We start from the raw sequence: 22,214 nt of genomic DNA, 5'->3' as shown, positions 1-22,214 counted from the left end.
CGGCGGGCCGAGTCGCGCGCCGCAGCGGAAGCTCGCTCAGCCGAAGAGGACGGCGGCCTCGTCGTAGCGCGACTGCGGCACCGTCTTGAGGCGGCCGAGCGCGTCTTCGAAGGGCACGTGCACGATCTGGGTGCCGCGCAGCGCGACCATGCGGCCCCAGCGCTGCTCGAGCACCGCATCCACCGCCGCCATGCCGTAGCGGGTGGCGAGCACGCGGTCGTAGGCCGAGGGCGTTCCGCCGCGCTGGATGTGACCCAGCGTCGTCGAGCGGGTCTCGATGCCGGTGCGGGCCTCGATCTCGGGGGCGAGGATGTCGCCGATGCCACCCAGGCGCGGGCGGCCGAAGGCGTCGAGTCCGCGCTCGGAGTGGGCATCATCCATGCTGTCGAGCTTGAAGCCCTCGGCGACGACGATCAGCGGCGCACGGCCGCGGTCGGCGGCGGCGCGCACCCACTCGGTGATCTCGTCCATGCTCGTCTTGCGCTCGGGGATGAGGATCGCGTGCGCGCCCGCGGCCATGCCCGAGTGCAGCGCGATCCAGCCGACGTGGCGGCCCATGACCTCGGCGACCATGCAGCGCCCGTGCGAGTCGCCGGTCGTGCGCAGGCGGTCCATCGCCTCGGTCGCGATCTGCACGGCGGTGTCGAAGCCGAAGGTGTAGTCGGTGGCGCTGAGGTCGTTGTCGACCGTCTTGGGCACGCCGACGATGTTGATGCCGGCATCCGTCAGCCGCTTCGCCGCGGCCAGGGTGCCCTCGCCGCCAATGGCGATGAGCGAGTCGATGCCCTGCTCCTCCATCATCGCGGCGATGTTCTCGGGCCCGCCGTCGCCCTCGAAGGGGTTCGTGCGCGAGGTGCCGATGATGGTGCCGCCCTGCTTCGAGATGCCCATCACCTGGGGGCGGCCGAGGGGGACGGTGTCGCCGTCGACGACGCCCTTCCAGCCGTTCTTGAAGCCGACGAACTCGAGGTCGTGCTGGGTGATCCCCTTGAGGACAGCCCCGCGGATGACCGCGTTGAGGCCGGGGCAGTCGCCGCCGCTGGTCAGGATGCCGATGCTCACGGGTACATCCTGCCGCCTCGTGCACGTTCGTGCGATTCCGGGGCGGGTGGTTGCGGGCGGCGCGGGCCGGGCGGGTCGCGGCCGGCGTCGGCGGGCGGGGTTAGGGTCGCCGCGTGAGCGAGTGGATGGGGCGGGTCGCGTGAGCGCCGTCGAGGTGCCCGGTGCGCCCACGCCCACGCCCGCATCCGCGGTTCCGCTCTCGACGCGGTACGCCCCGCCGCATCCGATCGATCTGCGGCGCACGCTCGGCACGATCGCCCAGTTCGGCAGCGACCCTGCGTCGCGGCGGGAGGGCGAGGCGCACTGGCTCGTGTTCCGCGCGCCCGCGGAGCGAGCCACGGCTCCGACGGCCGACGACGGCGCTCCCGTCACCCTCCGCCTGCGCGTGGACGCCGCCGCCGCGAGCGTGCACGCCGACGCCTGGGGGCCGGGCGCCGCGTGGGCGATCGAGCGGGTTCCGGCGCTGCTCGGCGCCGACGACGACCTCGACGGATTCGATGCCGAGCGGCATCCGCTCATCGCCGAGCTGCACCGACGTGCACCGGGCCTGCGCCTCGCGCGCACCGGGCAGGTCCTGGCGGCGCTGCTGCCGGCGATCTTCTTCCAGAAGGTGACCGGGCAGGAGGCCTCGCGGTCGTGGCGCACCCTGGTGGCCCGCCATGGCGAGCCGGCTCCGGGGCCGGCGCCGCGCGGCATGCACGTGCTGCCAACGGTCGCGGCGTGGCGTCGCATCCCGTCGTGGGAGTGGCACCGCGCCGGCGTCACCCCGCAGCGCCGCGACACGATCCAGCGCGCGCTCGCCGTCGCGACCGGACTCGAGCGCGGCGGCGATCAGCCGGTCGCCGAGGCGCAGCGCCGCCTGCGCACCGTTCCGGGCATCGGCGTGTGGACTACTGCTGAGACCGTGCAGCGCAGCCACGGCGCCCCCGACGCGGTGAGCTTCGGCGACTTCCACACCTGCAAGAACGTCGGCTGGGCGCTCACCGGCGCACGCGTCGACGACGACGGGATGCGCGAGCTGCTGGAGCCGTGGCGCGGTCACCGGCAGCGGGTGGTGCGCCTGATCGAGGGATCCGGCATCGGCTACGAGCGCCGCGGGCCGCGCCTCACGATCCCCGACCACCGCGCCCGCTGACTCGCTGCGGGCCGAGCTGCTCGGGCGTCGAGCATCCGGCCCCGACGTCCACGCGGGCGACCGTTCTCATCCGCAACCGCCGTGGCGGTTCGCAATTCAGGATCGACGGGCTCGCAATTCAGGATCCGACCGCGCGGACCGGGTGAAACGGCGCCGGATCCGGGCTCCGATCCTGAATTGCGTCGGTTCGGATCCTGAATTGCGAGGGGAGGTCGCTTCGGGGGATCGTGACGGAGGGACCCGGCGATCGTGGCTGGAGCGGGGCCCCGGGCGGCCGGACGCGCGCCCGCGGTCAGGTATGCAGGGCCGCCAACACCTCGGGCGCCTCGAGCCAGCCCTCGCGGTCGAGGAAGTGCCCGCCGCCGGGCACGACGATCGGCTGGACGCCGAGGCGCGCCGCGATGCGCTCGCTGTAGGGCGGCGGCACGATCGCGTCGTCGTCGGAGTGGATGCTGCGGATCGCCCCGGCGACCTCGCGGATGCGCGCGATGTCGGCATCCTTCGGCACCTCGGCGAGGTAGCCGTCGAGCTCGGGGATCGTGTCGAGCTGCTCGCCGAAGCCCGCGACGAGCAGGATGCCGCCGAGGCGCGCGTCGGCGGGCAGGCTCGCGGCCCAGCGCAACGCGGTGATGGAGCCGAGGCTGTGGCCGATGACCCAGAGGCCCGGCTCCGCGCCGGTGACCGCCGCGCCGGCGTCCGCGCTCGCGCCGCCGCGGATCGTGTCGGCGACCGCCGCATCCCAGTCGGCGCGCACCGGGTTCTGCGGATCCGGCAGCTCGACGACGTCGACGCGCCCGCCGAGCTCGGCCGCGCGCTCCGCGAGCCAGGGGAACCAGTGGGCGCGGGTGTTCGCCTGGTAGCCGTGGACGACGACGATGCGCTTCGGGAAGGTCACGCCTCGACGCTAGCGACGCGCCCTGCCCGCGCGCCCGAACCGCGTCGCCGCGCGTCATCTCCCGACCCGGTATCCCCGCGCGCTCCCCGCCTGGCGTCGCCGAGATGTCGCGAATGCCCGCGACACGCCGCGAGCGCGAGACGTTCGAGACATCTCGGCGAGTCGACCGCGCCCCGGCTGGCCGGTCCCGCGCACCGGGCCGCGCGCATCCACCCCGTGCTTGTCGCGGATCGACAACGGGATCGCCGATCCGTCGTGGAAGGGATACCGTCGGCGGGTGAATCTCTGGTTCCGGCTGCTGCGTCTGCGGCTCACGATGAAGCGTCGCTCCCGACTGACGGCCTTCGATGTGGGTCGCATCCGGATGCGCGTCTGGCCTCGCGACCTCGACCAGCTCGGGCACATGAACAACGGCGTGTACCTGACGATCATGGATCTCGGCCGCTACGACCTGAACCTGCGCTCCGGGCTCTGGCCGGCGCTCATGAAGGCCGGCATCTACCCGGTCGTCGGCGCGCAGACCATCACCTACCGCCGTTCGCTCAAGCCCTGGCAGCTCTTCGACCTCGAGACGCGGCTCATCGGCTTCGACGACCGCAGCGTCTACTGCGAGCAGCGATTCGTCGTAGATGGCGAGATCTGCGCGCAGGCGGTCGTGCGGGCGCGCTTCCTCCAGCGCACCGGCGGCACGGTCAGCATGGATGAGCTGGGCGCGGCCCTCGGCGAGGACGTGCACAGCCTGCCGGCGCCCGAGTGGGCGATCCGCTGGGCCGCCGACACGGCGCTGCCGTCGAACCGTCGGCCTGCGCCGAGCGTCTGGGCCTGAGAGTCGGGGCTTGACCGCGGCGGGACTGCGCCGGGCCCGATCCGCCCCGCGCTTCCACCCGGCCCGCGAGTAACCGGGCGTCACAGGGAATGCCTGATCACCCGCCGGTGGTTACCCTCCGGAGGTCGGCGCTCCGCACGAAGCCGGCCGTCACACCACAGCGCGCTCGCCTCGGACCCACTCGGTCCAGGACCCGAGCACACCCACGACATCCGGAGTTCCCCATGCGCACCCGCATCCGCGTCCGCCACCTGCTCGTCGCCGCCACGGCGACCGCCGCCCTGCTGCTCGCGGGCTGCTCGACCGCCGGATCCGGCTCGGGCGACAGCGCCGGCGCCTCCGCCTCGCCGAAGGCCGGCCGCTCGCTCGAGCAGGTGCAGAAGGCCGGCGAGCTGGTCATCGCCACCGAGGGCACCTACCGCCCCTTCAGCTACCACGAGAGCGGCTCGGGCCCGCTGACCGGCTACGACGTCGAGGTCGCGACCGCCGTCGCCGAGAAGCTCGGCGTGAAGGCAAAGTTCCAGGAGACGCAGTTCGACGCGATCTTCGCCGGTCTGGATGCGGGCCGCTTCGACGTGATCGCGAACCAGATCTCGGTCAACGCCGAGCGCGAGAAGAAGTACGACTTCAGCACCCCCTACTCGGTGTCGCCCGGCGCGGTCATCGTGCGCAGCGACAGCGACATCACCGGTCTCGCCGACCTCAAGGGCAAGACGACCGCCCAGTCGCTGACCAGCAACTGGTACCAGGTCGCGCAGGATGCCGGCGCGAACGTCGAGCAGGTCGAGGGCTGGGCGCAGGCGCTCGAGCTGCTCAAGCAGAGCCGCGTCGACGCGACCGTCAATGACAAGCTGACCTTCCTCGACGCGAAGAAGAACGGCGAGACGGATGGGCTGAAGATCGCCGCCGACACCGACGACGTCTCGAAGAGCGCGATCACGCTGCGCAAGGGCAGCGACACCCTGACCGCCGCGATCGACAAGGCGCTGGCTGAGCTGGCCGCCGACGGCACGCTCGCGAAGCTCGGCGAGAAGTACTTCGGGCAGGACATCAGCAAGTAAGGCCCCGCGAGGCCCGGCTTCTCCGAGAGGATGAGCCGGGCCTCGTTAGTCTGACCACACCGCCGACCGAGGCGGCCCGGCGCCGAGACCTCGACCGCCGCGGCCTGCCCCGGCACCGGCCCTGGCACGACTCAGCCGAACCGACGCCGCGAACCGAAGGGAGCATCCATGGACTGGAACCTGCTCGTCAGCTCTCTCGGTCCGCTCTGGGGCGGGGCGCTGCTCGGCACGATCCCGCTCTCGCTCGCGTCGTTCGCGCTGGGCCTCGTGCTCGCGCTGCTGCTCGCCCTCGCGCGCATGTCGAGCATCGTGCCCCTCGCGGCACTCGCCCGGCTGATCATCTCGATCGTGCGCGGCACCCCGATGCTCGTGCAGCTGTTCGTGATCTTCTACGGCCTGCCCTCGATCGGCGTCGTGCTGCCGCCGTGGCCGAGCGCGATCATCGCCCTGTCGATCAACGTGGGCGGCTACGCGGCCGAGGTGATCCGAGCCGCGATCCTGTCGGTTCCGGCCGGGCAGTGGGAGGCCGGGTACACGGTCGGGATGTCGCGAGTCACGACCCTGCGCCGGGTGATCCTGCCGCAGGCGGCGCGCGTCTCGGTGCCGCCGCTGTCGAACACCTTCATCAGCCTCGTGAAGGACACCTCGCTCGCGGCGACGATCCTGGTGACGGAGCTGTTCCGCGAGGCGCAGCGCATCGCCGCCTTCAGCAACGAGTTCATGCTGATCTACATCGAGGCGGCCGCGATCTACTGGATCATCTGCCTCGTGCTGTCGACCGCGCAGGGACGCATCGAGAAGAGGCTGGATCGCTATGTCGCCCACGCCTGACTCCGGCGCCGCCCCGCTGCTGCGCACGACCGGCCTGCGCAAGTCGTTCGGGTCGCTCGAGGTGCTGAAGGGCATCGACCTGGCCGTGCCGCGCGGCCGTGTGCTCGTGCTGATCGGGCCGTCCGGCTCGGGCAAGACGACCGTGCTGCGTTCGCTGAACGCGCTCGAAGTGCCGGATGCGGGCGTGCTCGAGCTGGAAGGCCAGGCGCTCGATTTCGCGGCCCCGGCCTCCAAGAAGGAGCGCCGGCGGCAGCGGGAGACCCTGCGCGATGCGTCGGGCATGGTGTTCCAGCACTACAACCTGTTCCCGCACCGCACGGTGCTGCAGAACGTGACCGAGGGCCCGATCGTCGTGCAGGGGCGTCCGCGCGCGGACGTCGAGGCGGAGGCGCTCGAGCTGCTCGAGCGCGTCGGGCTCGGCGACAAGCGCGACGCCTACCCCTTCCAGCTCTCGGGCGGGCAGCAGCAGCGCGTCGGCATCGTGCGCGCGCTCGCGCTCAAGCCGAAGCTGCTGCTCTTCGACGAGCCGACCAGCGCGCTCGACCCCGAGATCGTCGGCGACGTGCTGGTGATCATGAAGCAGCTCGCCGAGGAGGGCTGGACGATGGTCGTCGTCACGCACGAGCTCGGCTTCGCCCGCGAGGTGGCGGATGAGGTGCTCTTCCTCGACGGCGGCGTGATCGTCGAGCGCGGCGCGCCCGAGCAGCTGCTGCGCGATCCGCAGCAGCCCCGCACGCGCGCCTTTCTCGACCGGCTGCTGCGCCCGCTCGACTGACCCGGCGCCGCATTCGCGCCTGCCTGGCCGCGCGCCGAGCATCCGCCGCTCCGCGACGCGAGCGCCAGGGGATGCGCGGGCCCGCGGGATACCCTCGAATCCATGTCGAGTCCCGCCCCCCAGGGAGTCGCCCCCGATCCGGCGAACCAGGCTCTGCCGACCGCCGACGAGGTCGTCGCCCTCGTGCAGCGCTGGCTCGATGCGAGCCGCGACGCCGCCGCCGATCCGAAGAACGACAAGCACGCGGCCCGCCTCGCCGGGTTGCTGAAGGATCCGGACGGCCTCGGCTTCACCCTCGGCTTCGTCGACCGGGTCGTGCGCCCCGAAGACCTGCGCGTCGCGGGCCGCGAGCTCGAGACGCTCTCGCACGACATCCCCGCGTTCCTGCCCTGGTATCAGCGCGCCGCCGTCAGCGTCGGCGGCGCCTTCGCCCCATTGCTGCCGTGGCCGATCATCCCCATCGCCCGCCGGGTGCTGCGCGGAATGGTCGGGCACCTCGTGATCGATGCGACGCCGAAGTCGCTCGACAAGGTCATCCACGAGCTGCGCGCGGACGGCACCCGCCTCAACATCAACCTGCTCGGCGAGGCCGTGCTGGGCGAGAGGGAGGCGGATGCGCGCCTCACCGGCACGATCGACCTGCTCGGCCGCGACGACGTCGACTACGTCTCGGTCAAGGTCTCGGCCGTCGCCAGCCAGCTGTCGATGTGGGGCTTCGACGAGACCGTCGACCGGGTCGTCGCGCGCCTGAACCCGCTCTACGGCGCGGCGGTGCGCAGCGCATCCCCCAAGTTCATCAACCTCGACATGGAGGAGTACCGCGATCTCGACCTGACGATCGCGGTGTTCACGCGCCTGCTCGAGCAGCCCGGCATGCAGCGCTTCGAGGCGGGCATCGTGCTGCAGGCCTACCTGCCCGACTCGCTCGCCGCCCTGCAGCAGCTCAGCGCCTGGGCTCGGGCGCGGGTCGCCGCCGGCGGGGCGCCGATCAAGGTGCGCATCGTCAAGGGCGCGAACCTGGCGATGGAGCAGGTGGATGCGCGCATCCACGGCTGGCCGCAGGCGACCTGGGGCTCCAAGCAGCACACCGACACCCACTACAAGCGGATGCTGACCTGGGCGCTGACGCCCGAGCGCTCCGCGGCGGTGCGCATCGGCGTCGCCGGGCACAACCTCTTCGACGTCGCCTTCGCGCACCTGCTCGCCGAGCGGCGCGGAGTGAGCGACCGCGTCGACTTCGAGATGCTGCTCGGCATGGCGACCGCGCAGGCGCAGGCCGTGCGCCAGGACGTCGGCGACCTGCTGCTCTACACGCCCGTCGTCGACCCGGCCCAGTTCGACTCGGCCATCAGCTACCTCGTGCGCCGCCTCGAGGAGAACGCCTCGCCCGAGAACTTCATGGCGTCGGTGTTCGAGCTCGACAGCTCGGCCGAGGCCTTCGGGCGCGAGGAGACGCGCTTCCGCACCTCGCTCGCCGCGCTGCATCCGACGCTGGATGCGGTGCCGCGCCCGAGCCGCACGCAGGATCGCTCGCACCCCGTGATCCCGTCGACGCCCGAGGCGTTCCGCAACGAGCCCGACACCGATCCGGCGCTCGCCGCCAACCGCGACTGGGGCCGCTCGGTGCTCGCCCGCGCTCGTGACTCCCGGCTCGGCGTCGACACGATCGAGGCCGCCCGCCTGACCGGATCGCAGCAGCTCGAGGAGCTGCTCGTCGCCGCCCGCTCGGCCGGCCACCGCTGGGGCGCGACCCCGGCATCCACGCGCGCCGACGCGCTCGAGCGCATCGGCGAGGTGCTCGTCGCGATGCGCGGCCGCCTGATCGAGGTCATGGCGAGCGAGACCGGCAAGACGATCGCCGAGGCGGATGTCGAGGTCAGCGAGGCGATCGACTTCGCCCGCTGGTACGCGGCGCGCGCCCGCGAGCTCGGCGCGGTCGACGGCGCTCGGCACGTTCCCGACGTGGTGACGCTCGCGGCGCCGCCGTGGAACTTCCCGCTCGCGATCCCGACCGGCTCGGTGCTCGCGCCGCTCGCCGCCGGCAGCGCGGTCGTGCTCAAGCCCGCACCGCAGGCCCGCCGCACCGGTGCGGTGCTCGCCGAGGCGATCTGGGAGGCCGGCATCCCGCGCGACCTGCTCAGCCTCGTCGACCTGGATGAGGAGCGCTTCGGCCGCTCGCTCGTGACCGCTCCCGAGATCGACCGCGTCATCCTCACCGGCTCGATCGAGACGGCGGAGCTGTTCCGCTCGTGGCGGCCCAACCTGCCGATCGTCGCCGAGACGAGCGGCAAGAACGCGATCGTCATCACGCCGTCGGCCGACCTCGACCTCGCCGTCGGCGACCTCGTGAAGAGCGCCTTCGGCCATGCCGGGCAGAAGTGCTCGGCGGCATCGCTCGGCATCCTCGTCGGCTCGGTCGCGACGTCGCCGCGCTTCCTGCGGCAGCTCGAGGATGCGGTGCGCAGCCTCGTCGTCGGCCCCGGCACCGACCCGTCGACGAGCGTCGGCCCGGTCATCGAGCCGGTGTCGGGCAAGCTCGAGCGCGCCCTCACGACGCTCGCGCCGGGGGAGTCGTGGCTGGTCGAGCCGAAGCAGCTGGACGACGAGGGGCGCCTCTGGTCGCCCGGCGTGCGCACCGGCGTCAAGCCCGGCAGCGAGTTCCACCTCACCGAGTACTTCGGGCCCGTGCTCGGGCTCATGGCCGCATCGTCGCTCGACGAGGCGATCAGCTGGCAGAACGCGACCGACTACGGGTTGACGGCGGGCATCCACTCGCTCGAGCCGGCCGAGGTGGATGCCTGGCTCGAGGGCGTGCAGGCCGGCAACCTCTACGTGAACCGCGGCATCACCGGGGCGATCGTGCGGCGGCAGCCCTTCGGCGGCTGGAAGCGCTCGCGCGTCGGCACCGGCGCGAAGGCGGGCGGGCCGAACATGCTGCTGGGGCTGGGTTCGTGGGTGCCGGCGGGTTCCGGTGATGGTGCCGCGGCGGGCACGGGTGGTGCTGCAGGGTCGGACGCGGCGGCTCGCGCGGACGGGGCCGACAGCGGAGCAATGGATGCGACGGGTCGCGCGGCGAGCGGCGGCGCGGGCGGGGCGGATGGCGCGTCGGGTGCGACGCCCGGCTCGCGTGAGCCAGGAGCGCTGACTCTGATCGTCAACAGCCGGCTGACTCGGGGGAGCGCGGGCGGCGGCGTCGTGCCGGCCGCGGATTCCGCGGATTCTGCCTCAGGCGCTCGATCCGGTGTCGGTGCCGGCGCGGCTGATGGCGAGGGTGCTGGTGCTGGTGCTGGTGCTGGTGCTGGTGCGGGTGCGCCCGGCGAAGGCGACGTGCCCACGCCCGTGCGCGGCGAGAGCCTCGCGACGCCGATCGGCGGACCGACCGCCGTGCGCCGCAACCGCGTCGACGACTCGCTCTCGCTCGACGGACTCGACGAGCGCGTGCGCGCCGCGATCGAGGGCGCCCAGTCGGGCCTCGACTACGACGGCTTCGCACTCGTGCGCCGCGCGGCGCTGAGCGACCAGGCCGCGTGGGATGCCGAGTTCGGCGGAGCCCGCGACTCGGCCCGGCTCGGCGTCGAGCGCAACGTGCTGCGGTACCGCCCGACGCCCGTCGTCATCCGCCTCGCCGAAGGCGGTTCGCTCGCCGAGGCCGTGCGCGTGATCGTCGCCGGCGTGCGCGCCCGCTCGCGCCTCACGATCAGCTCGGCCGTGCCGCTGCCGAGCGGGCTGCGTCCGCTCATCACCGGCGACGCCCCGCTGCTGCGGGTCGACCAGGTGATCACCGAGACGGATGCCGCCTTCGCCGGCCGGCTCGCGACGCAGGTCGACCAGGCGCGGGGGATGCGCATCCGCCTCATCGCCGGAGCCGACGGCGCCGCCGCGCTCGGCGCTGTGTCAGCGCAAGGCGGTGCCGTGGCGGCGCAGCTTGGTGCTGGTGCTGGTGTCGGCAGCCCCGCCCGTCCCGCCGCCTCGAGCTCGGCATCCCGCACCGCCGTCGCGAACGCGCTCGGCACGGCGCTCGGCGGCTCGCCCGACGTGGCGATCTGGTCGGGGCCGGTCACGACCGCGGGACGCATCGAGCTGCTGCCGTTCCTGCTCGAACAGGCGGTCTCGATCACGGCGCACCGCTTCGGGACCCCCGCCCCCGGCATGGCCGCACTGCAGCTCTGACCCGCGGCGCCGTCCGGCCGAGCCGGCGACCCACGAGCCGACGTCCGCGACCCGTCTTCGGCGACCCGCAATCCTCGGTGATCGGTCGCCAACTGAAACCGCCGGCCGGATAGCGACAGTTAGCGACCGATCAACTGTCGGCAGCGCGAGCCCGTTGCCGAACGCGGGTGTCCTTGGTGGATGCGCGGGGCTCGGCCACGCGGGTCGAGCCGCGCGGGCGGTTCAGGCTCCGCCGAGGGCGGCGCGGGCGAGTTCGAGCGCGCGCACCGGATCGCCGCCGAGGGCGCGCACCCGGTCGGCGAAGCCGCGGGCGGCCTGCTCGATCTCGCGGTCGGCGCTGTCGGGCGACCAGGCGACCACCGTGCCGTTGCGTCCGCGGGTCTCGATCACGCCCGAGGCCTCGAGCTCGCGGTAGCAGCGGGCGACCGTGTTCGGCGCGATGCCGAGGTCTTCGGCGAGGCGCCGCACGGTAGGAAGCCGGGCCCCGGCGGTCAGCTCCCCGGAGGTGATCTGCGACATGAGCTGCAGCCGCAGCTGCTCGAAAGGCGGCACGGCCGACCGCGGGTCGATGCCCAACATCACCGTCCTCCTTCGCTGCGTTCGCCGTGGTCAGGGGCGCCTGAGCCTAGCGCCGCCGCGGCGCCCTCGACGGCCACACCTGTCGTGGTGCCGGCGGCGTGGCCGGAGCCGCCCGATACCGTCGCCGCGGCCCCCGCGCCGACCGGGGCGAGGCCCTCATCCGCTCGCGACGAGGCGAGGCTGGTCGCCGTCGCGAGCGCCGCGTTCTGCGCCACGACCTCCGGCCAGAGCCGACGCAGGAAGTGCGTCTGCGGGTTGCCCTTGCCCCAGACGAAGATCAGCACGATCACACCCAGCGCGGCGAGCAGTGCGATCACGACGAGGGCGGTGACGCCGCCGATCCATCCCGGCCAGCCGCCCAGCTCGATCACTCGCGGTAGGACGAAGGTGCAGCCGAGCAGCGAGTAGTAGCCGAGCATCCCCGGCGCCGTCGCGAGCTGGGTCAGCTGCGCCGAGCGCAGGGCGTCGTTCCAGGCGAGCTCGGCGGGGGAGGCGGAGGGCTGCCGGGCGCCGACGATGCGGCGTCCGAAGATCTCGAAGACGATGAGGGCGACGACGCCGATCACGCCGGTGCCGATGAGCGGAAGGGCCGCCGGGAGCGTGGCGGGCTGCGCGACCGTGAGGGCCGCGAGCAGCGCAGCGAGCACGCCGCCGCCGATTGTGCCGATGCGCAGCAGCGCGAGCTGTGCGCGGGGGATGTAGTCGTCGAGGCCGACGGCCGTCGAGCGGGCGAAGCGCACCTCGTCGCCGAGGTCGTCGCGCACGGTGATCGCCGCGCCGGCGACGACGATGCCGACCGCGACCAGGCCGACGCCGACTCCCGGCCAGACGCCCAGCGCGGCGTTGTCGCCCGTGCCGAACCCGCGACCGCCCCACGGGTCACCGCCGCTCGCCACGCTGACGGCGTAGCCCACGGGGGCCGAGGCGACGGCGGCCAGCAGCAGTCCGATCGCGCCGGCGCGGCTGAAGCGGGCGAGGCGCGCCTCGATGAAGGTGCTGAGCTGCGACGGGATCGCGAGACCGATCTGGCGGGCGAGGGTGTCGGCGCGGCGGGCGCGACCGGCCGGGGTCGCCGAGCGGATGAGGAACATGACCCCGGCGATGGCGACGGCGATCGAGAAGCCGACGATCCAGATCATCGGGTGCCGCCCTCATCGTTCGTGCCGGCGCTCTCGCCGGCGGCTGCTGCGACCGGAGCGGCGCTCGGAGCCCCGGCGCTCGCCGCCGCTGCCGCCGCGCGCCCGCCCGGGGTGCGCGCGGCCGCGTTCTGCGCCGCGACCTCGGGCCAGAGTCGGCGCAGGAAGTGCGTGAGCGGGCTGCCGTGGCGGTACTGCACAGCTGCCAGCACGATGAGCGCGACGATCACGATGAGGAACACCCCGAACGCGATGCCGGCACCGAGCTGCCCGGGAAGCGCCGATGTGCTGCCCGGTACGACGAGCACGAGCAGCGCGCCGAAGGCCGAGAACGTGCCCATCATCGACGGCACGAGCATCAGGTCGCGGATGCCGAGGGTGCGCAGGGCGTCGTTCCAGGCCAGCTCGGCGGGCGAGCCGGCCGGCTGCGGGGCGTCGACGAGGCGGCGGGCGATGACCTCGAAGGCCACCGCGGCGACGAGCCCGACGAGTCCGGTGGCGATGAAGGCCCCCGAAGTCGTCAGCAACGTGGGCTGCAGGGCGACGGCGAAGATCCCGACGAGCGCGCCGAGCAGGCCGAGCGCGACGACCGCGCGCTGGAAGTTCAGCTCGAACGGCGCCACGTAGTCGTCGAGTCGCACCTCGGTCGAGCGGGCGACGCGCATCCCCTCGCCCGGACGCTCGCGCAGCACGAGCGCGGCGACCGCGGCCACGACGCTGGCGACGAGCGCGAAGACGCCGGCAGCGGGCACCAGGTGCGCCCAGCGGGACTCGCCTTCCGGCGTGAGCAGGGCGACCGGCACGGCGGCGACGGCGCCGAGCAGCACGCCGACGCCGGCGGCGCGTCCGCGGCGGGCGAGGCGGCGCTCGATGAGCTGCTGCATCTGCGGCGGGATGGCGAGCCCGAGTCGGCGCGCGTAGGCGTCGGCGTTGCGGGCGCGCCCGGCGGCGGTCGCGGGGAAGACGATGAGGAGGAGGCCGGCGGCCACGGCCAGGGCGGCGAGGAACCAGATCATGGTGATGCTCCTGTCGGGGGTCGAGGGGACGGTGCGGTCGAGGGTCGGTATTCGGGGGAGGGGATGTCCAGCGGAGAGAGCTCAGCCGCGCAGCTCGTTCGCGGCGGCGACATCGGGCCAGAGTCGGCGGATGACGTGGCGCTGGAGGCTGCGGCTGCGGGCGACGTTGCCGGCGATGACGACGAGCGCGATCCAGCCCGTGTTGATGAGCGAGATGCGCCAGTCCCAGTGGCCGGCGGCGTCGGAGAACACCGCGACGGCGCAGCCGACGACCACGTAGCCGGCCGAGAACGCCGTGTAGTCGGCGATGTCGCGCAGGTCGGCGGCGCGCTGGGCGTCGCTCCAGGCGAGCTCGGCGGCCGAGCCGGCGTGCTGCGGGCGGCGCACGATGCGGCGGCCGACGGTCTCGAACAGCACGAGGCCGAGCACCGAGAGCGCGGAGGTGATGACGACGATGGCGAGGGCCGGCATCCGCTCGGGCACGGCCGCGATCGCGGCCACGACGGCGATCACCGCGAGCGGCACGAGCACCCGTACGGCGGCGCGCTCGAGCGGCGAGACGTAGTCGCCCAGCTCGGTCTCGGCGGCCCGCGCGTACCGCACCTCCTCGGCGTCGAGGGGGCGGGGGCTCAGCAGGCCGGCGAAGGTCTGCACGGCGGTGACCGTGGCGATCATGGCGCCGATTCCGAGAAGCAGCGTGAGGAATCCGTCGCTGTCGCTGGTCGGCGTGGCCAGCAGCACGATCGCGACCGCGAGCACCGCGCCGACGACCATGGCGATGCCGAGCCGGCGCTGGCGGCCGACGACCTGCTTCTCGACCGTCCCGCGCAGCTCGGCCGGGTAGCCGAGGCCGACGTCGCGCACGAAGCGGTTGACGAGATAGCGGCGGTAGGCGGGGGTCGCCGAGCCGATGACGAAGACGAGTCCGCCGATCGCGATCGCGGTCGCGGCGATGCCGACGAGGATGCGCTGATCCATCGTGTCCTCCTTTGTCCTTCTTCTGTATCAACGTACTGCTACAAAAATGAGGACACAAGGCTTTGTGGCGATACAACTGATTTCGTCGTCGAGTGCCAGTTCGGCGCACGGATCGAGCGCTTCGCGAGCGTAACTCGGCGAGAATCGTGCAGCTTCACCCCCCGAAGGGGGTCGTGTCCTCCATAAGGAGGACATTGCATACTTGTGCATGGAAGCCGAGGTGGCCCGAGCACCGCGGAGATCCTTCCGATCACGTCGAGCGACTCGCGGAGTGCACGTCCCAGCACCCCGCGAGCTCCGTGACCGGCCGCGCCCTGGCGCGCGCCCGGCCCGACGAGCTGCGCTGAGAAGCCAGGGTGACCCCGACGCCCCGGCCCGGCAGCTCGCTCGGGCGGATGCGCACCCGCGCACCCGTGCCCGCGCATCCCCGCCCAGAGGCCCCCGCGGGCGGGTGCTCAGGCGGGCGAGTGCGACTCCAGGAAGCGGTAGACCTCGGTCGTGTCGACGCCCGTGAAGGTGCCGGTCGGCATCGCCGCGAGCAGCGAGCTGTTGAGCCGCGCGCTCGGCCAGGCCTTCGTCTCCCAGCGCGAGGTGAGCTCGGCCGGCGGCTGGCGGCAGCACGACGGGTCGGGGCATCCACTCGTCTTGCGCACCGTGGTGTCGCGCCCGCGGAACCACTTCACGTGCGCGAACGGCGTGCCGACGCTCACCGAGAACGACCCGCCCGAGCCCGACTGGATGCTCGAGGTGCACCAGTACGTGCCGTTGGGCTTGTCGGTGTACTGGTGGTACGGGCTGAAGCGGTCCTCGACGTCGAAGACCTGCCGCGCGCTCCAGAAGCGGCAGACGTACTGACCCTCGACCGCGCCGAGCGCATCCGTCGGGAAGGCGGCGCCGTCGTTCTCATAGGCCTTCGAGATCGCGCCCGAGCTGTGCACCTTGAGGAAGTGCACGGGGATGCCCAGGTGCCGCGTCGCGAGGTTCGTGAAGCGGTGCGCGGCCGTCTCGTAGCTGGTGGCGAAGGCATCCCGCAGGTCTTCGACCGAGAGCGAGCGCTCCTCCTTCGCCGTGGTCAGCAGCGGCACCGCGCTCGCCTCGGGGATGAGCAGCGCGCCGGCGAGGTAGTTCGTCTCGACCCGCTGCCGCAGCAGCTCGGCGTAGTCGCGAGGCTCGGGCTTGCCGAGCACATGCGCGGCGAGCGCCTGCAGCAGGGTCGTGCGCGGGTCGGCGCTCTGCCGGGTGCCGAGATAGATGCGGTGGTTCTCGAGGTCGGTGACGCTGCGGGTGGATGCGGGCAGGTCGCTGACGTGGTGCAGCGTGAAGCCGAGGTGGGCGGCCAGCTCGCCGGCCGTGCGCTGCGACAGCGGTCCGCCGGCGTGGCCGACCGCCTCCAGCAGCTCGGCGGCGCGCGCCTCGAGCTCGGGGAAGTGGTTGCCGAGCCTGCGCTGCTCGGCACGCAGCTCGCCGTTGGCCCGCCGCGCCTCCTCCGGGGTGGCGGCGCGCTGCTCGTGCACGCGCTGCAGCTCGTCGTGCAGGCCGAGGATCGTCTCGATCGCGGCGTCGCTGAGCGACTTGCGGATCGGCAGCGCGGCGAGCCCGAGCGAGCCGAACAGCGGCCCGCGCTGCGCCCGCTCGAGCGCGATCTCGAGGGCCGCTCGGCGCGTCGGCGGCTCGGGGCTGAGCAGCTCGTCGAGCGAGGCGCCGAGTGCGCGGGCCAGCCGCTGCAGCTCGGCGAGGCGCAGTTCGCGCTTGCCGTTCTCGATGACCGAGAGCTGCGAGGGGGCGCGGTCGATCGCGGTCGCGAGCTGCTCCAGCGTCATCCCGCGCGCGAGGCGGGTGTCGCGGATGCGGCGGCCGATCGTCAGCGAATCGAGCATGTCGTCATCGTGCGTCGATGAACTCGTCGTCGAGGTCATGCCGCGACCCTGCCACTGCGGCCTTCTTCTCGCAATCAGAAATCGCGTTCTTTTTCTTGCGGTGGATGCGGCGAAGACCGGTTGCGCGGGTCGCAGAGTCGAGGTCAGCAGCACACCAGACCGACCCGGCGCCGACGCCGGGCAGCAAGGAGACGACGATGACTGAGAACAGCATCCGCCCCGGCGACCAGACCCAGACCGCGGCCGAGCTCGAGACCCAGTGGAAGACGGATGCGCGCTGGAGCGGCATCCAGCGCGACTACTCCGCCGAGGACGTCATCGAGCTGCGCGGCCCGGTGCGCGAGCAGCGCACGCTCGCCCAGCGCGGCGCCGAGAAGCTGTGGGAGCAGATCCAGGCCAACGGCGAGAATCCTGACGAGTGGACCTACGCCCTCGGCGCCCTCACCGGCAACCAGGCCGTGCAGCAGGTGCGCGCCGGGCTCAAGGCCATCTACCTCTCCGGCTGGCAGGTCGCCGCCGACGCCAACCTCAGCGGCCAGACCTACCCCGACCAGAGCCTCTACCCGGCGAACTCGGTTCCCGCCGTCGTGCGCCGCATCAACAACGCGCTGCTGCGCGCCGCGCAGGTCGAGCAGGGCGGAACCGGCCCGGATGCCGCGCGCGACTGGATGGCGCCGATCGTCGCCGACGCCGAGGCCGGCTTCGGCGGCCCGCTCAACGCCTACGAGCTCATGCACCAGATGATCGAGGCCGGCGCCGCCGGCGTGCACTGGGAGGACCAGCTCGCCAGTGAGAAGAAGTGCGGGCACATGGGCGGCAAGGTGCTCGTGCCGACGAGCCAGCACATCCGCACCCTCAATGCGGCCCGCCTCGCGGCCGACGTCGCCGGCACCCCGACGATCGTGATCGCCCGCACCGACTCGCTCGCCGCGACGCTGCTGACCAGCGACCACGACGAGCGCGACCGCCCGTTCCTCACCGGAACCCGCACCGCCGAGGGCTTCTACGAGGTCGAGAACGGCATCGGACCGGTGCTCGCCCGCGGCCACGCCTACGCGCCCTACGCCGACCTGCTCTGGGTCGAGTCGGCGGAGCCCGACCTCGAGCTCGCGCGCACCTTCGCCGAGAGCATCCACGCCGAGTTCCCCGGCAAGAAGCTCGCCTACAACTGCTCGCCCAGCTTCAACTGGAAGCGCCACCTCGACGACGACACCATCGCGAGTTTCCAGCGCGAGCTGTCGGCGATGGGCTACGCCTTCCAGTTCATCACCCTGGCCGGCTTCCACTCCGTCAACCACGGGATGTTCGAGCTCGCCTCCGGCTACCGCGACCGCCAGATGAGCGCGTACGTGGAGCTGCAGGAGGCCGAGTTCGCGGCCGAGGCTCGCGGCTACACCGCGACCAAACACCAGCGGGAGGTGGGCACCGGCTACTTCGACCGCGTCTCCACCGCCCTCAACCCCGACTCGGCCACCCTCGCCCTCGTCGGCTCCACCGAGACCGCGCAGTTCCACTGAGCCGCGCATCCACCCTGAAGGAGACGATCATGACCACCTCGCGCATCGAGGTGCTCGGGCCCCAGCACGAGCGCTTCGACGAGATCCTGACCCCGGAGGCCCTGCGCTTCCTCACCCTGCTGCACGATGCCTTCGCCGGCCGCCGACACGAGCGCCTGGCCGAGCGGATGCGCACCCGCAGCGACATCGACAACGGCCGCGACCTGCGCTTCCTCGAGTCGACCCGGGCGATCCGGGAGGACCCGACCTGGCGCGTCGCCGGAGCCGGCCCGCGCCTGCACGACCGCCGCGTCGAGATCACCGGACCCACCGATCGCAAGATGACGATCAACGCGCTCAACTCGGGCGCGAAGGTCTGGCTCGCCGACCAGGAGGACGCCACGAGCCCCACCTGGTTCAACGTGATCAACGGCCAGCTGAGCCTGCGCGACGCGATCCGCCGCCAGATCGACTTCACCTCGGCCGAGGGCAAGAGCTACGCGCTGCGCCCGGATGCCGAGACGCCGACGATCGTGATGCGTCCGCGCGGCTGGCACCTGGCCGAGAAGCACCTGCGCTACATCGACCGCACCGGGCAGGCCTCGCCGGCATCCGGCTCGCTCGTCGACTTCGGGCTGTACTTCTTCCACAACGCCGCCGAGCTGATCGCCCGGGGTCGCGGGCCGTACTTCTACCTCGCGAAGACCGAGAACCACCTCGAGGCGCGGCTGTGGGATGACGTGTTCACCCTCGCGGAGGGCGAGCTCGGCATCGAGCACGGCACGATCCGCGCAACCGTGCTGATCGAGACGATCACGGCGGCGTTCGAGATGGAGGAGATCCTCTACGAGCTGCGCGACCACTGCGCCGGACTCAACGCCGGTCGCTGGGACTACATCTTCTCGATCATCAAGAACTTCCGCGGCCGCGGGGCGACGTTCACCCTGCCCGACCGCTCGAAGGTCACCATGACGGTGCCGTTCATGCGGGCCTACACCGAGCTGCTCGTCGCCACCTGCCACCGGCGCGGGGCGCACGCGATCGGCGGCATGAGCGCCTTCATCCCCAACCGACGGGATGCCGAGGCGACCGCGCGTGCCCTCGACGCGGTCGCGGCCGACAAGAGCCGCGAGGCCGGCGACGGCTTCGACGGCACCTGGGTCGCGCATCCCGACCTCGTGGCGACGGCGCAGGCCGAGTTCGACGCGGTGCTCGGCGAGCGCCCGAACCAGCTCGACCGCCAGCGCCCCGACGTGCGGGTGACCGCCGCCGACCTGACCGACGTGCGCTCGCTCGACGCGGCCGTGACCGACGCCGGCGTCGCCGCGAACGTGTCGATCGCCCTGCGCTACCTCGAGTCGTGGCTTCGCGGCGTCGGCGCCGCGGCGATCGACGGCCTCATGGAAGACGCGGCGACGGCCGAGATCAGCCGCTCGCAGCTGTGGCAGTGGATCCGTCAGGGCATCGTGACAGCGGAGGGCACCCGGGTGACCCGCGAGCACGTGGGCGGGCTGCTGGATGCGGCGCTCGCGTCGCACTCGGCGTCGGCGTCGGCGTCGGCCGGCGGATCGGACGGGTCGCGCTGGGAGGAGGCCGCGCAGGTCGTGCGCGAGGTCACGCTCAGCGACGACTTCCCGACCTTCCTGACGATCCCCGCCTACACGCAGTTCCTCATCGAGCCGGAGGCGCGCGGTCCGCGCTCGTCCGACTCGGCGGCGGTGCGGCGCGCGGCGCAGGCCGAGGAGCTCGTCGGATCCGAGGCGGCGGCGTGATGCGCGTGCTGCTGCTCGGAGCCCCCGGCTCGGGCAAGGGCACCCAGGGGCCGCGCCTCGCGCGCCTCCTGGGTGCGCCCCACGTCGCGCTCGGCGACCTGCTGCGGGTCGAGGCCTCCACGGGAACCGGGATGGGCGCGCACCTCGCCCAGATCATGGGCCGCGGCGAGCTGGTGCCCGACGAGCTGATCACCCCGCTCGTCACCGGAGCCCTCCGTGCCTCGCTCGGCGGCTTCGTGCTCGACGGCTACCCGCGCACGATCGCGCAGGCGCGCATCCTCGACGAGTTCCTGGTCCGCCGGGCGGCGGGAGTGGATGCGGTGCTGCGGTTCCGCATCCCCGAGGCCCAGCTGGTCGAGCGGCTGCTCAGCCGGGGCCGCGCCGACGACGCCCCCGAGACGGTGCGCGCCCGGCTCGCCGTCTGGTCCGCTCACGAGGCGGAGCTGGTGGAGCACTACCGCGGCGCGATCGTCGAGCTGGATGCGTCGGGCGATCCCGACGAGGTCTTCGAGCGGGCCGCTGACGCTCTGCGTGAGCACGCGGCGCTCGCCGCCTGAGAGGAGCCGCGCCGGTCAGCCGTCCAGCCGGCCGTGCCACGCTGACCGCGGCCGTCGACCCGCATCCGGAGAGCCCCCGGAGGGTCGGCGGCCGCGGTCAGCGTGCAGGGGATGCTGCGGCGCGGCGTCGTGCCTCAGCCGAGCAGGCCGAGCTGGCTCAGGGCGAGCAGACCGCCGCCGATCATGAGCGCGCCGAGCGAGACCGCGACGACGGCGCGGAGGCCGCGATTGCGGGTCCACGGGGCCAGGCCGATCGTGCCGGCGCCGATGATGCCGGCGACGACCATCGCCACGCCCGGCACGTCGAGCAGGCTGGGTGCGGGGCCGGCCGTGCAGCCGAGCGCGTCGGGCACGCAGCCCGGCTCGAAGGCGTGGATGTAGGCGAAGCACCATACGAGCGCGGCGACGAGGATCGACCACACCAGGTGGCCGTAGCGCAGCGGCGGAACCGGCGGTGCGGGCGGCAGCGGCACGACGTCGACGGCGTGGTCGAGGGCGCTGTCGAGCGTGGCGGTCGCGGTGGATGCGCGGCGTGCGCCGTGTGCGACGGCGGCGCCGATCTCGGCGCCGGCGAGGAAGGCCAGGTCGGCGTCGGTCAGCGCGCTGTCGAACGCCATGGTGTCGATCGTGACGGTGTCGTGCGCGCTGCCGTCCCTCACGGCGGCGTGGTGCTCGACGAGGGCGCCCGAATCGCTCTCGGCGGTGCTGCTGGTCGTGCTGGTCGTGCTGGCGGTGCTGGTCGTGCGGTGCGCGACGTGGTTCCCCCGAACCCCGGTCGTGCTGGCCTTGCTGCGGTCGTCTGGGCTGGTGACGTCCATGGTCGAGTCCCCTATCTCTCGGCCCCTCCGGGATAACCCTCACCCGGATGTACGTACAGCTGAATCCCCAGCCCTGGGGCGGACTCGACGGTCTGTCGGCACGTGTCCCCCTCGCACCCGGGCGCACCCGGCGCGAAGCGGGCATCCGACGGCCGCGTGGTCGTGGAGTCGTCGCGTCGAGATCGCCCGCGCGGTCGGAGGGGATCGCGGTGTCCGTGCGCGCCGACCTGCCTTCTCGGCCGGTATCGCTCGCGATCGCGACCGGATCCGCACCTCACCCCCGCGTGCCCGCTCGGACTCAGGCGGTCGAGGCGGATGCGCGGGCCAGATCGGCGAGGCGCGCGGCGGCCGCGCCGAGCGGCCGCTCCCGGGCGGTCGCGACGCTCACGCGCAGCGCGAAGTCCGCATCCTGCAGCGCGATCCAGTGCACCGCCGCGTCGTCCTCGACCAGATAGCGCGGCACGAAGCCGACGCCGAGTCCGTTGCGGATGAGCGCGAGCACGTCGTTCATGTCGCTCGTCTCGAACTGCACCTCGCGCCGCAGCCCGCGGCGGCGCAGCTCGACCTCGACGAGCTCGCGCGAGCCGAAGCCGCGGATGAAGTCGACCGACCGCAGCCCGACCGTGTCGGCGAAGCGGATGCGCCTGCGGCCGTCGAGCTCGTGCCCGCGCGGCACCGCGAGACCGAGCGGCGACTCGGCGAGCACGTGCACGTCGAGCCGCGGCTGGTCGACGGCGGTCGCCGAGAGGAAGGCGACGTCGAAGTCGCCCGCGAGCAGCCCTTCGGCGAGCCCGGCCGTCCCGGTCGGCGCGGGGGTCAGCCGCAGCGCGACGCCCGGGTGGTCGACGGTGAAGCGGCCGAGCAGCGCCGGGATGTCGAAGAGCGTCACGTTGGTCATGTAGCCGATGCGCACGGTGCCCGAGAGTCCGCCGCCGACGGCCTCGACCACATCCCGCGCGCTCTGGAAGGAGTCGAGGATGCCCGTCGCGTGGGGCAGCAGCGCCCGACCCGCGGCCGTCGGCTGCACGCGTCGGGTGGTGCGCTCGAACAGGCGCTCGCCGAGGTCGGCTTCGAGCGCGGCGACGGTGGCCGAGACCGCCGACTGCACGAGGTGCAGCTCGGCGGCGGCGCGGGTGAAGCTGCCGGTGCGGGCGACGGCGGCGAAGACCTCGAGCTGGCGGCGATCCATGGGAGCGAGTCTCACAGCAATTGATCGTGGATGCTGCTGAA

General features: G+C 72.9%; 19 protein-coding genes. 9 read left to right on the top strand and 10 right to left on the bottom strand.

The window, feature by feature from the left end:
- Positions 1-36: 36 nt before the first annotated feature.
- Positions 37-1,062 (bottom strand): 6-phosphofructokinase, encoded by a 1,026-nt coding sequence (locus tag BJ979_RS02465; RefSeq protein ID WP_179564849.1) that lies wholly within the window; start codon positions 1,060-1,062, stop codon positions 37-39.
- A gap of 139 nt (positions 1,063-1,201) precedes the next feature.
- On the opposite strand from BJ979_RS02465, the gene BJ979_RS02460 reads away from it, so the two are divergent.
- Positions 1,202-2,197, top strand: coding sequence for a DNA-3-methyladenine glycosylase family protein (locus tag BJ979_RS02460; protein ID WP_218853418.1), 996 nt, complete (start codon positions 1,202-1,204; stop codon positions 2,195-2,197).
- A gap of 292 nt (positions 2,198-2,489) precedes the next feature.
- On the opposite strand, the gene BJ979_RS02455 is transcribed toward BJ979_RS02460, so the two are convergent.
- Positions 2,490-3,092 (bottom strand): RBBP9/YdeN family alpha/beta hydrolase, encoded by a 603-nt coding sequence (locus tag BJ979_RS02455; RefSeq protein ID WP_179564847.1) that lies wholly within the window; start codon positions 3,090-3,092, stop codon positions 2,490-2,492.
- A 277-nt stretch (positions 3,093-3,369) separates the two neighbouring features.
- Here BJ979_RS02455 and BJ979_RS02450 point away from each other — a divergent pair, with 277 nt between their 5' ends.
- From BJ979_RS02450 to BJ979_RS02430, 5 genes are all read left to right on the top strand, one after another.
- The gene (locus BJ979_RS02450) at positions 3,370-3,918 is read left to right on the top strand and encodes a thioesterase family protein (RefSeq protein WP_179564845.1); all 549 of its coding nucleotides are present in this window, start codon (positions 3,370-3,372) and stop codon (positions 3,916-3,918) included.
- A gap of 224 nt (positions 3,919-4,142) precedes the next feature.
- Entirely contained in the window at positions 4,143-4,979 is an 837-nt protein-coding gene (locus tag BJ979_RS02445; protein WP_179564843.1) for an amino acid ABC transporter substrate-binding protein, read from the top strand.
- A gap of 168 nt (positions 4,980-5,147) precedes the next feature.
- Positions 5,148-5,810 (top strand): amino acid ABC transporter permease, encoded by a 663-nt coding sequence (locus BJ979_RS02440; protein WP_179564841.1) that lies wholly within the window; start codon positions 5,148-5,150, stop codon positions 5,808-5,810.
- Positions 5,794-6,585 carry an amino acid ABC transporter ATP-binding protein gene (locus BJ979_RS02435; RefSeq protein ID WP_281360910.1) on the top strand — a complete coding sequence of 264 codons (792 nt, stop codon included), beginning with the start codon at positions 5,794-5,796 and terminating at the stop codon, positions 6,583-6,585. Before BJ979_RS02440 ends, BJ979_RS02435 begins: the two co-directional genes overlap by 17 nt.
- Positions 6,586-6,687: 102 nt before the next feature.
- A complete protein-coding gene (locus BJ979_RS02430) occupies positions 6,688-10,755 on the top strand; it encodes a proline dehydrogenase family protein (RefSeq protein ID WP_246286665.1) in 4,068 nt (1,355 codons plus the stop codon).
- A 222-nt stretch (positions 10,756-10,977) separates the two neighbouring features.
- On the opposite strand, the gene BJ979_RS02425 is transcribed toward BJ979_RS02430, so the two are convergent.
- The 6 genes from BJ979_RS02425 to BJ979_RS02400 form a co-directional block, all read right to left on the bottom strand.
- Positions 10,978-11,334, bottom strand: a complete 357-nt coding sequence (locus BJ979_RS02425) for a GntR family transcriptional regulator (protein ID WP_179564839.1) — start codon at positions 11,332-11,334, stop codon at positions 10,978-10,980.
- Positions 11,334-12,473, bottom strand: a complete 1,140-nt coding sequence (locus BJ979_RS02420; protein ID WP_179564837.1) for a hypothetical protein — start codon at positions 12,471-12,473, stop codon at positions 11,334-11,336. Before BJ979_RS02420 ends, BJ979_RS02425 begins: the two co-directional genes overlap by 1 nt.
- Entirely contained in the window at positions 12,470-13,486 is a 1,017-nt protein-coding gene (locus BJ979_RS02415; protein WP_179564835.1) for a hypothetical protein, read from the bottom strand. The genes BJ979_RS02420 and BJ979_RS02415 overlap by 4 nt, the downstream gene beginning before the upstream one ends.
- Before the next feature lie 81 nt (positions 13,487-13,567).
- Positions 13,568-14,464, bottom strand: a complete 897-nt coding sequence (locus BJ979_RS02410; RefSeq protein WP_179564833.1) for a hypothetical protein — start codon at positions 14,462-14,464, stop codon at positions 13,568-13,570.
- A 455-nt stretch (positions 14,465-14,919) separates the two neighbouring features.
- Positions 14,920-16,341 carry a helix-turn-helix domain-containing protein gene (locus BJ979_RS02405; protein WP_246286664.1) on the bottom strand — a complete coding sequence of 474 codons (1,422 nt, stop codon included), beginning with the start codon at positions 16,339-16,341 and terminating at the stop codon, positions 14,920-14,922.
- A gap of 4 nt (positions 16,342-16,345) precedes the next feature.
- A complete protein-coding gene (locus BJ979_RS02400; RefSeq protein WP_179564829.1) occupies positions 16,346-16,555 on the bottom strand; it encodes a hypothetical protein in 210 nt (69 codons plus the stop codon).
- On the opposite strand from BJ979_RS02400, the gene aceA reads away from it, so the two are divergent.
- From aceA to BJ979_RS02385, 3 genes are read left to right on the top strand one after another with little or no spacing between them, the layout of a single operon-like run.
- Positions 16,539-17,858, top strand: a complete 1,320-nt coding sequence (gene aceA / locus BJ979_RS02395) for an isocitrate lyase (protein ID WP_179564826.1) — start codon at positions 16,539-16,541, stop codon at positions 17,856-17,858. The two genes, BJ979_RS02400 and aceA, sit on opposite strands and share 17 nt — an antisense overlap.
- 29 nt (positions 17,859-17,887) lie before the next feature.
- Positions 17,888-19,609: a malate synthase A gene (gene aceB / locus BJ979_RS02390; protein WP_179564824.1), complete on the top strand. Its 1,722-nt coding sequence runs from the start codon at positions 17,888-17,890 to the stop codon at positions 19,607-19,609.
- Entirely contained in the window at positions 19,609-20,166 is a 558-nt protein-coding gene (locus BJ979_RS02385; protein ID WP_246286861.1) for an adenylate kinase family protein, read from the top strand. The genes aceB and BJ979_RS02385 overlap by 1 nt, the downstream gene beginning before the upstream one ends.
- Before the next feature lie 134 nt (positions 20,167-20,300).
- Here the strand turns inward: BJ979_RS02385 and BJ979_RS02380 are convergent, their stop codons facing one another.
- Both BJ979_RS02380 and BJ979_RS02375 read right to left on the bottom strand, forming a co-directional pair.
- Positions 20,301-20,984 carry a hypothetical protein gene (locus BJ979_RS02380; RefSeq protein ID WP_179564820.1) on the bottom strand — a complete coding sequence of 228 codons (684 nt, stop codon included), beginning with the start codon at positions 20,982-20,984 and terminating at the stop codon, positions 20,301-20,303.
- Between the two features lie 298 nt (positions 20,985-21,282).
- Positions 21,283-22,173 (bottom strand): LysR family transcriptional regulator, encoded by an 891-nt coding sequence (locus BJ979_RS02375; RefSeq protein WP_179564818.1) that lies wholly within the window; start codon positions 22,171-22,173, stop codon positions 21,283-21,285.
- Positions 22,174-22,214 lie beyond the last annotated feature (41 nt).

This window comes from Schumannella luteola, from assembly GCF_013408685.1.
Lineage (GTDB): Bacteria > Actinomycetota > Actinomycetes > Actinomycetales > Microbacteriaceae > Schumannella > Schumannella luteola.
The sequence above is the reverse complement of the archived record's forward strand: the minus strand, read 5'-3'. Positions and strand labels throughout refer to the sequence as shown.

Bases quoted from the DNA above. Each gene is read 5' to 3' on its own strand.
- aceA (WP_179564826.1), top strand. From the start codon at position 16,539: ATGACTGAGAACAGCATCCGCCCCGGCGACCAGACCCAGACCGCGGCC.
- BJ979_RS02440 (WP_179564841.1), top strand. From the start codon at position 5,148: ATGGACTGGAACCTGCTCGTCAGCTCTCTCGGTCCGCTCTGGGGCGGG.
- BJ979_RS02435 (WP_281360910.1), top strand. From the start codon at position 5,794: ATGTCGCCCACGCCTGACTCCGGCGCCGCCCCGCTGCTGCGCACGACC.
- BJ979_RS02420 (WP_179564837.1), bottom strand. From the start codon at position 12,473: ATGATCTGGATCGTCGGCTTCTCGATCGCCGTCGCCATCGCCGGGGTC.
- BJ979_RS02375 (WP_179564818.1), bottom strand. From the start codon at position 22,173: ATGGATCGCCGCCAGCTCGAGGTCTTCGCCGCCGTCGCCCGCACCGGC.
- aceB (WP_179564824.1), top strand. From the start codon at position 17,888: ATGACCACCTCGCGCATCGAGGTGCTCGGGCCCCAGCACGAGCGCTTC.
- BJ979_RS02415 (WP_179564835.1), bottom strand. From the start codon at position 13,486: ATGATCTGGTTCCTCGCCGCCCTGGCCGTGGCCGCCGGCCTCCTCCTC.
- BJ979_RS02385 (WP_246286861.1), top strand. From the start codon at position 19,609: ATGCGCGTGCTGCTGCTCGGAGCCCCCGGCTCGGGCAAGGGCACCCAG.
- BJ979_RS02400 (WP_179564829.1), bottom strand. From the start codon at position 16,555: ATGCTGTTCTCAGTCATCGTCGTCTCCTTGCTGCCCGGCGTCGGCGCC.
- BJ979_RS02445 (WP_179564843.1), top strand. From the start codon at position 4,143: ATGCGCACCCGCATCCGCGTCCGCCACCTGCTCGTCGCCGCCACGGCG.
- BJ979_RS02380 (WP_179564820.1), bottom strand. From the start codon at position 20,984: ATGGACGTCACCAGCCCAGACGACCGCAGCAAGGCCAGCACGACCGGG.
- BJ979_RS02410 (WP_179564833.1), bottom strand. From the start codon at position 14,464: ATGGATCAGCGCATCCTCGTCGGCATCGCCGCGACCGCGATCGCGATC.
- BJ979_RS02405 (WP_246286664.1), bottom strand. From the start codon at position 16,341: ATGCTCGATTCGCTGACGATCGGCCGCCGCATCCGCGACACCCGCCTC.
- BJ979_RS02425 (WP_179564839.1), bottom strand. From the start codon at position 11,334: ATGTTGGGCATCGACCCGCGGTCGGCCGTGCCGCCTTTCGAGCAGCTG.
- BJ979_RS02430 (WP_246286665.1), top strand. From the start codon at position 6,688: ATGTCGAGTCCCGCCCCCCAGGGAGTCGCCCCCGATCCGGCGAACCAG.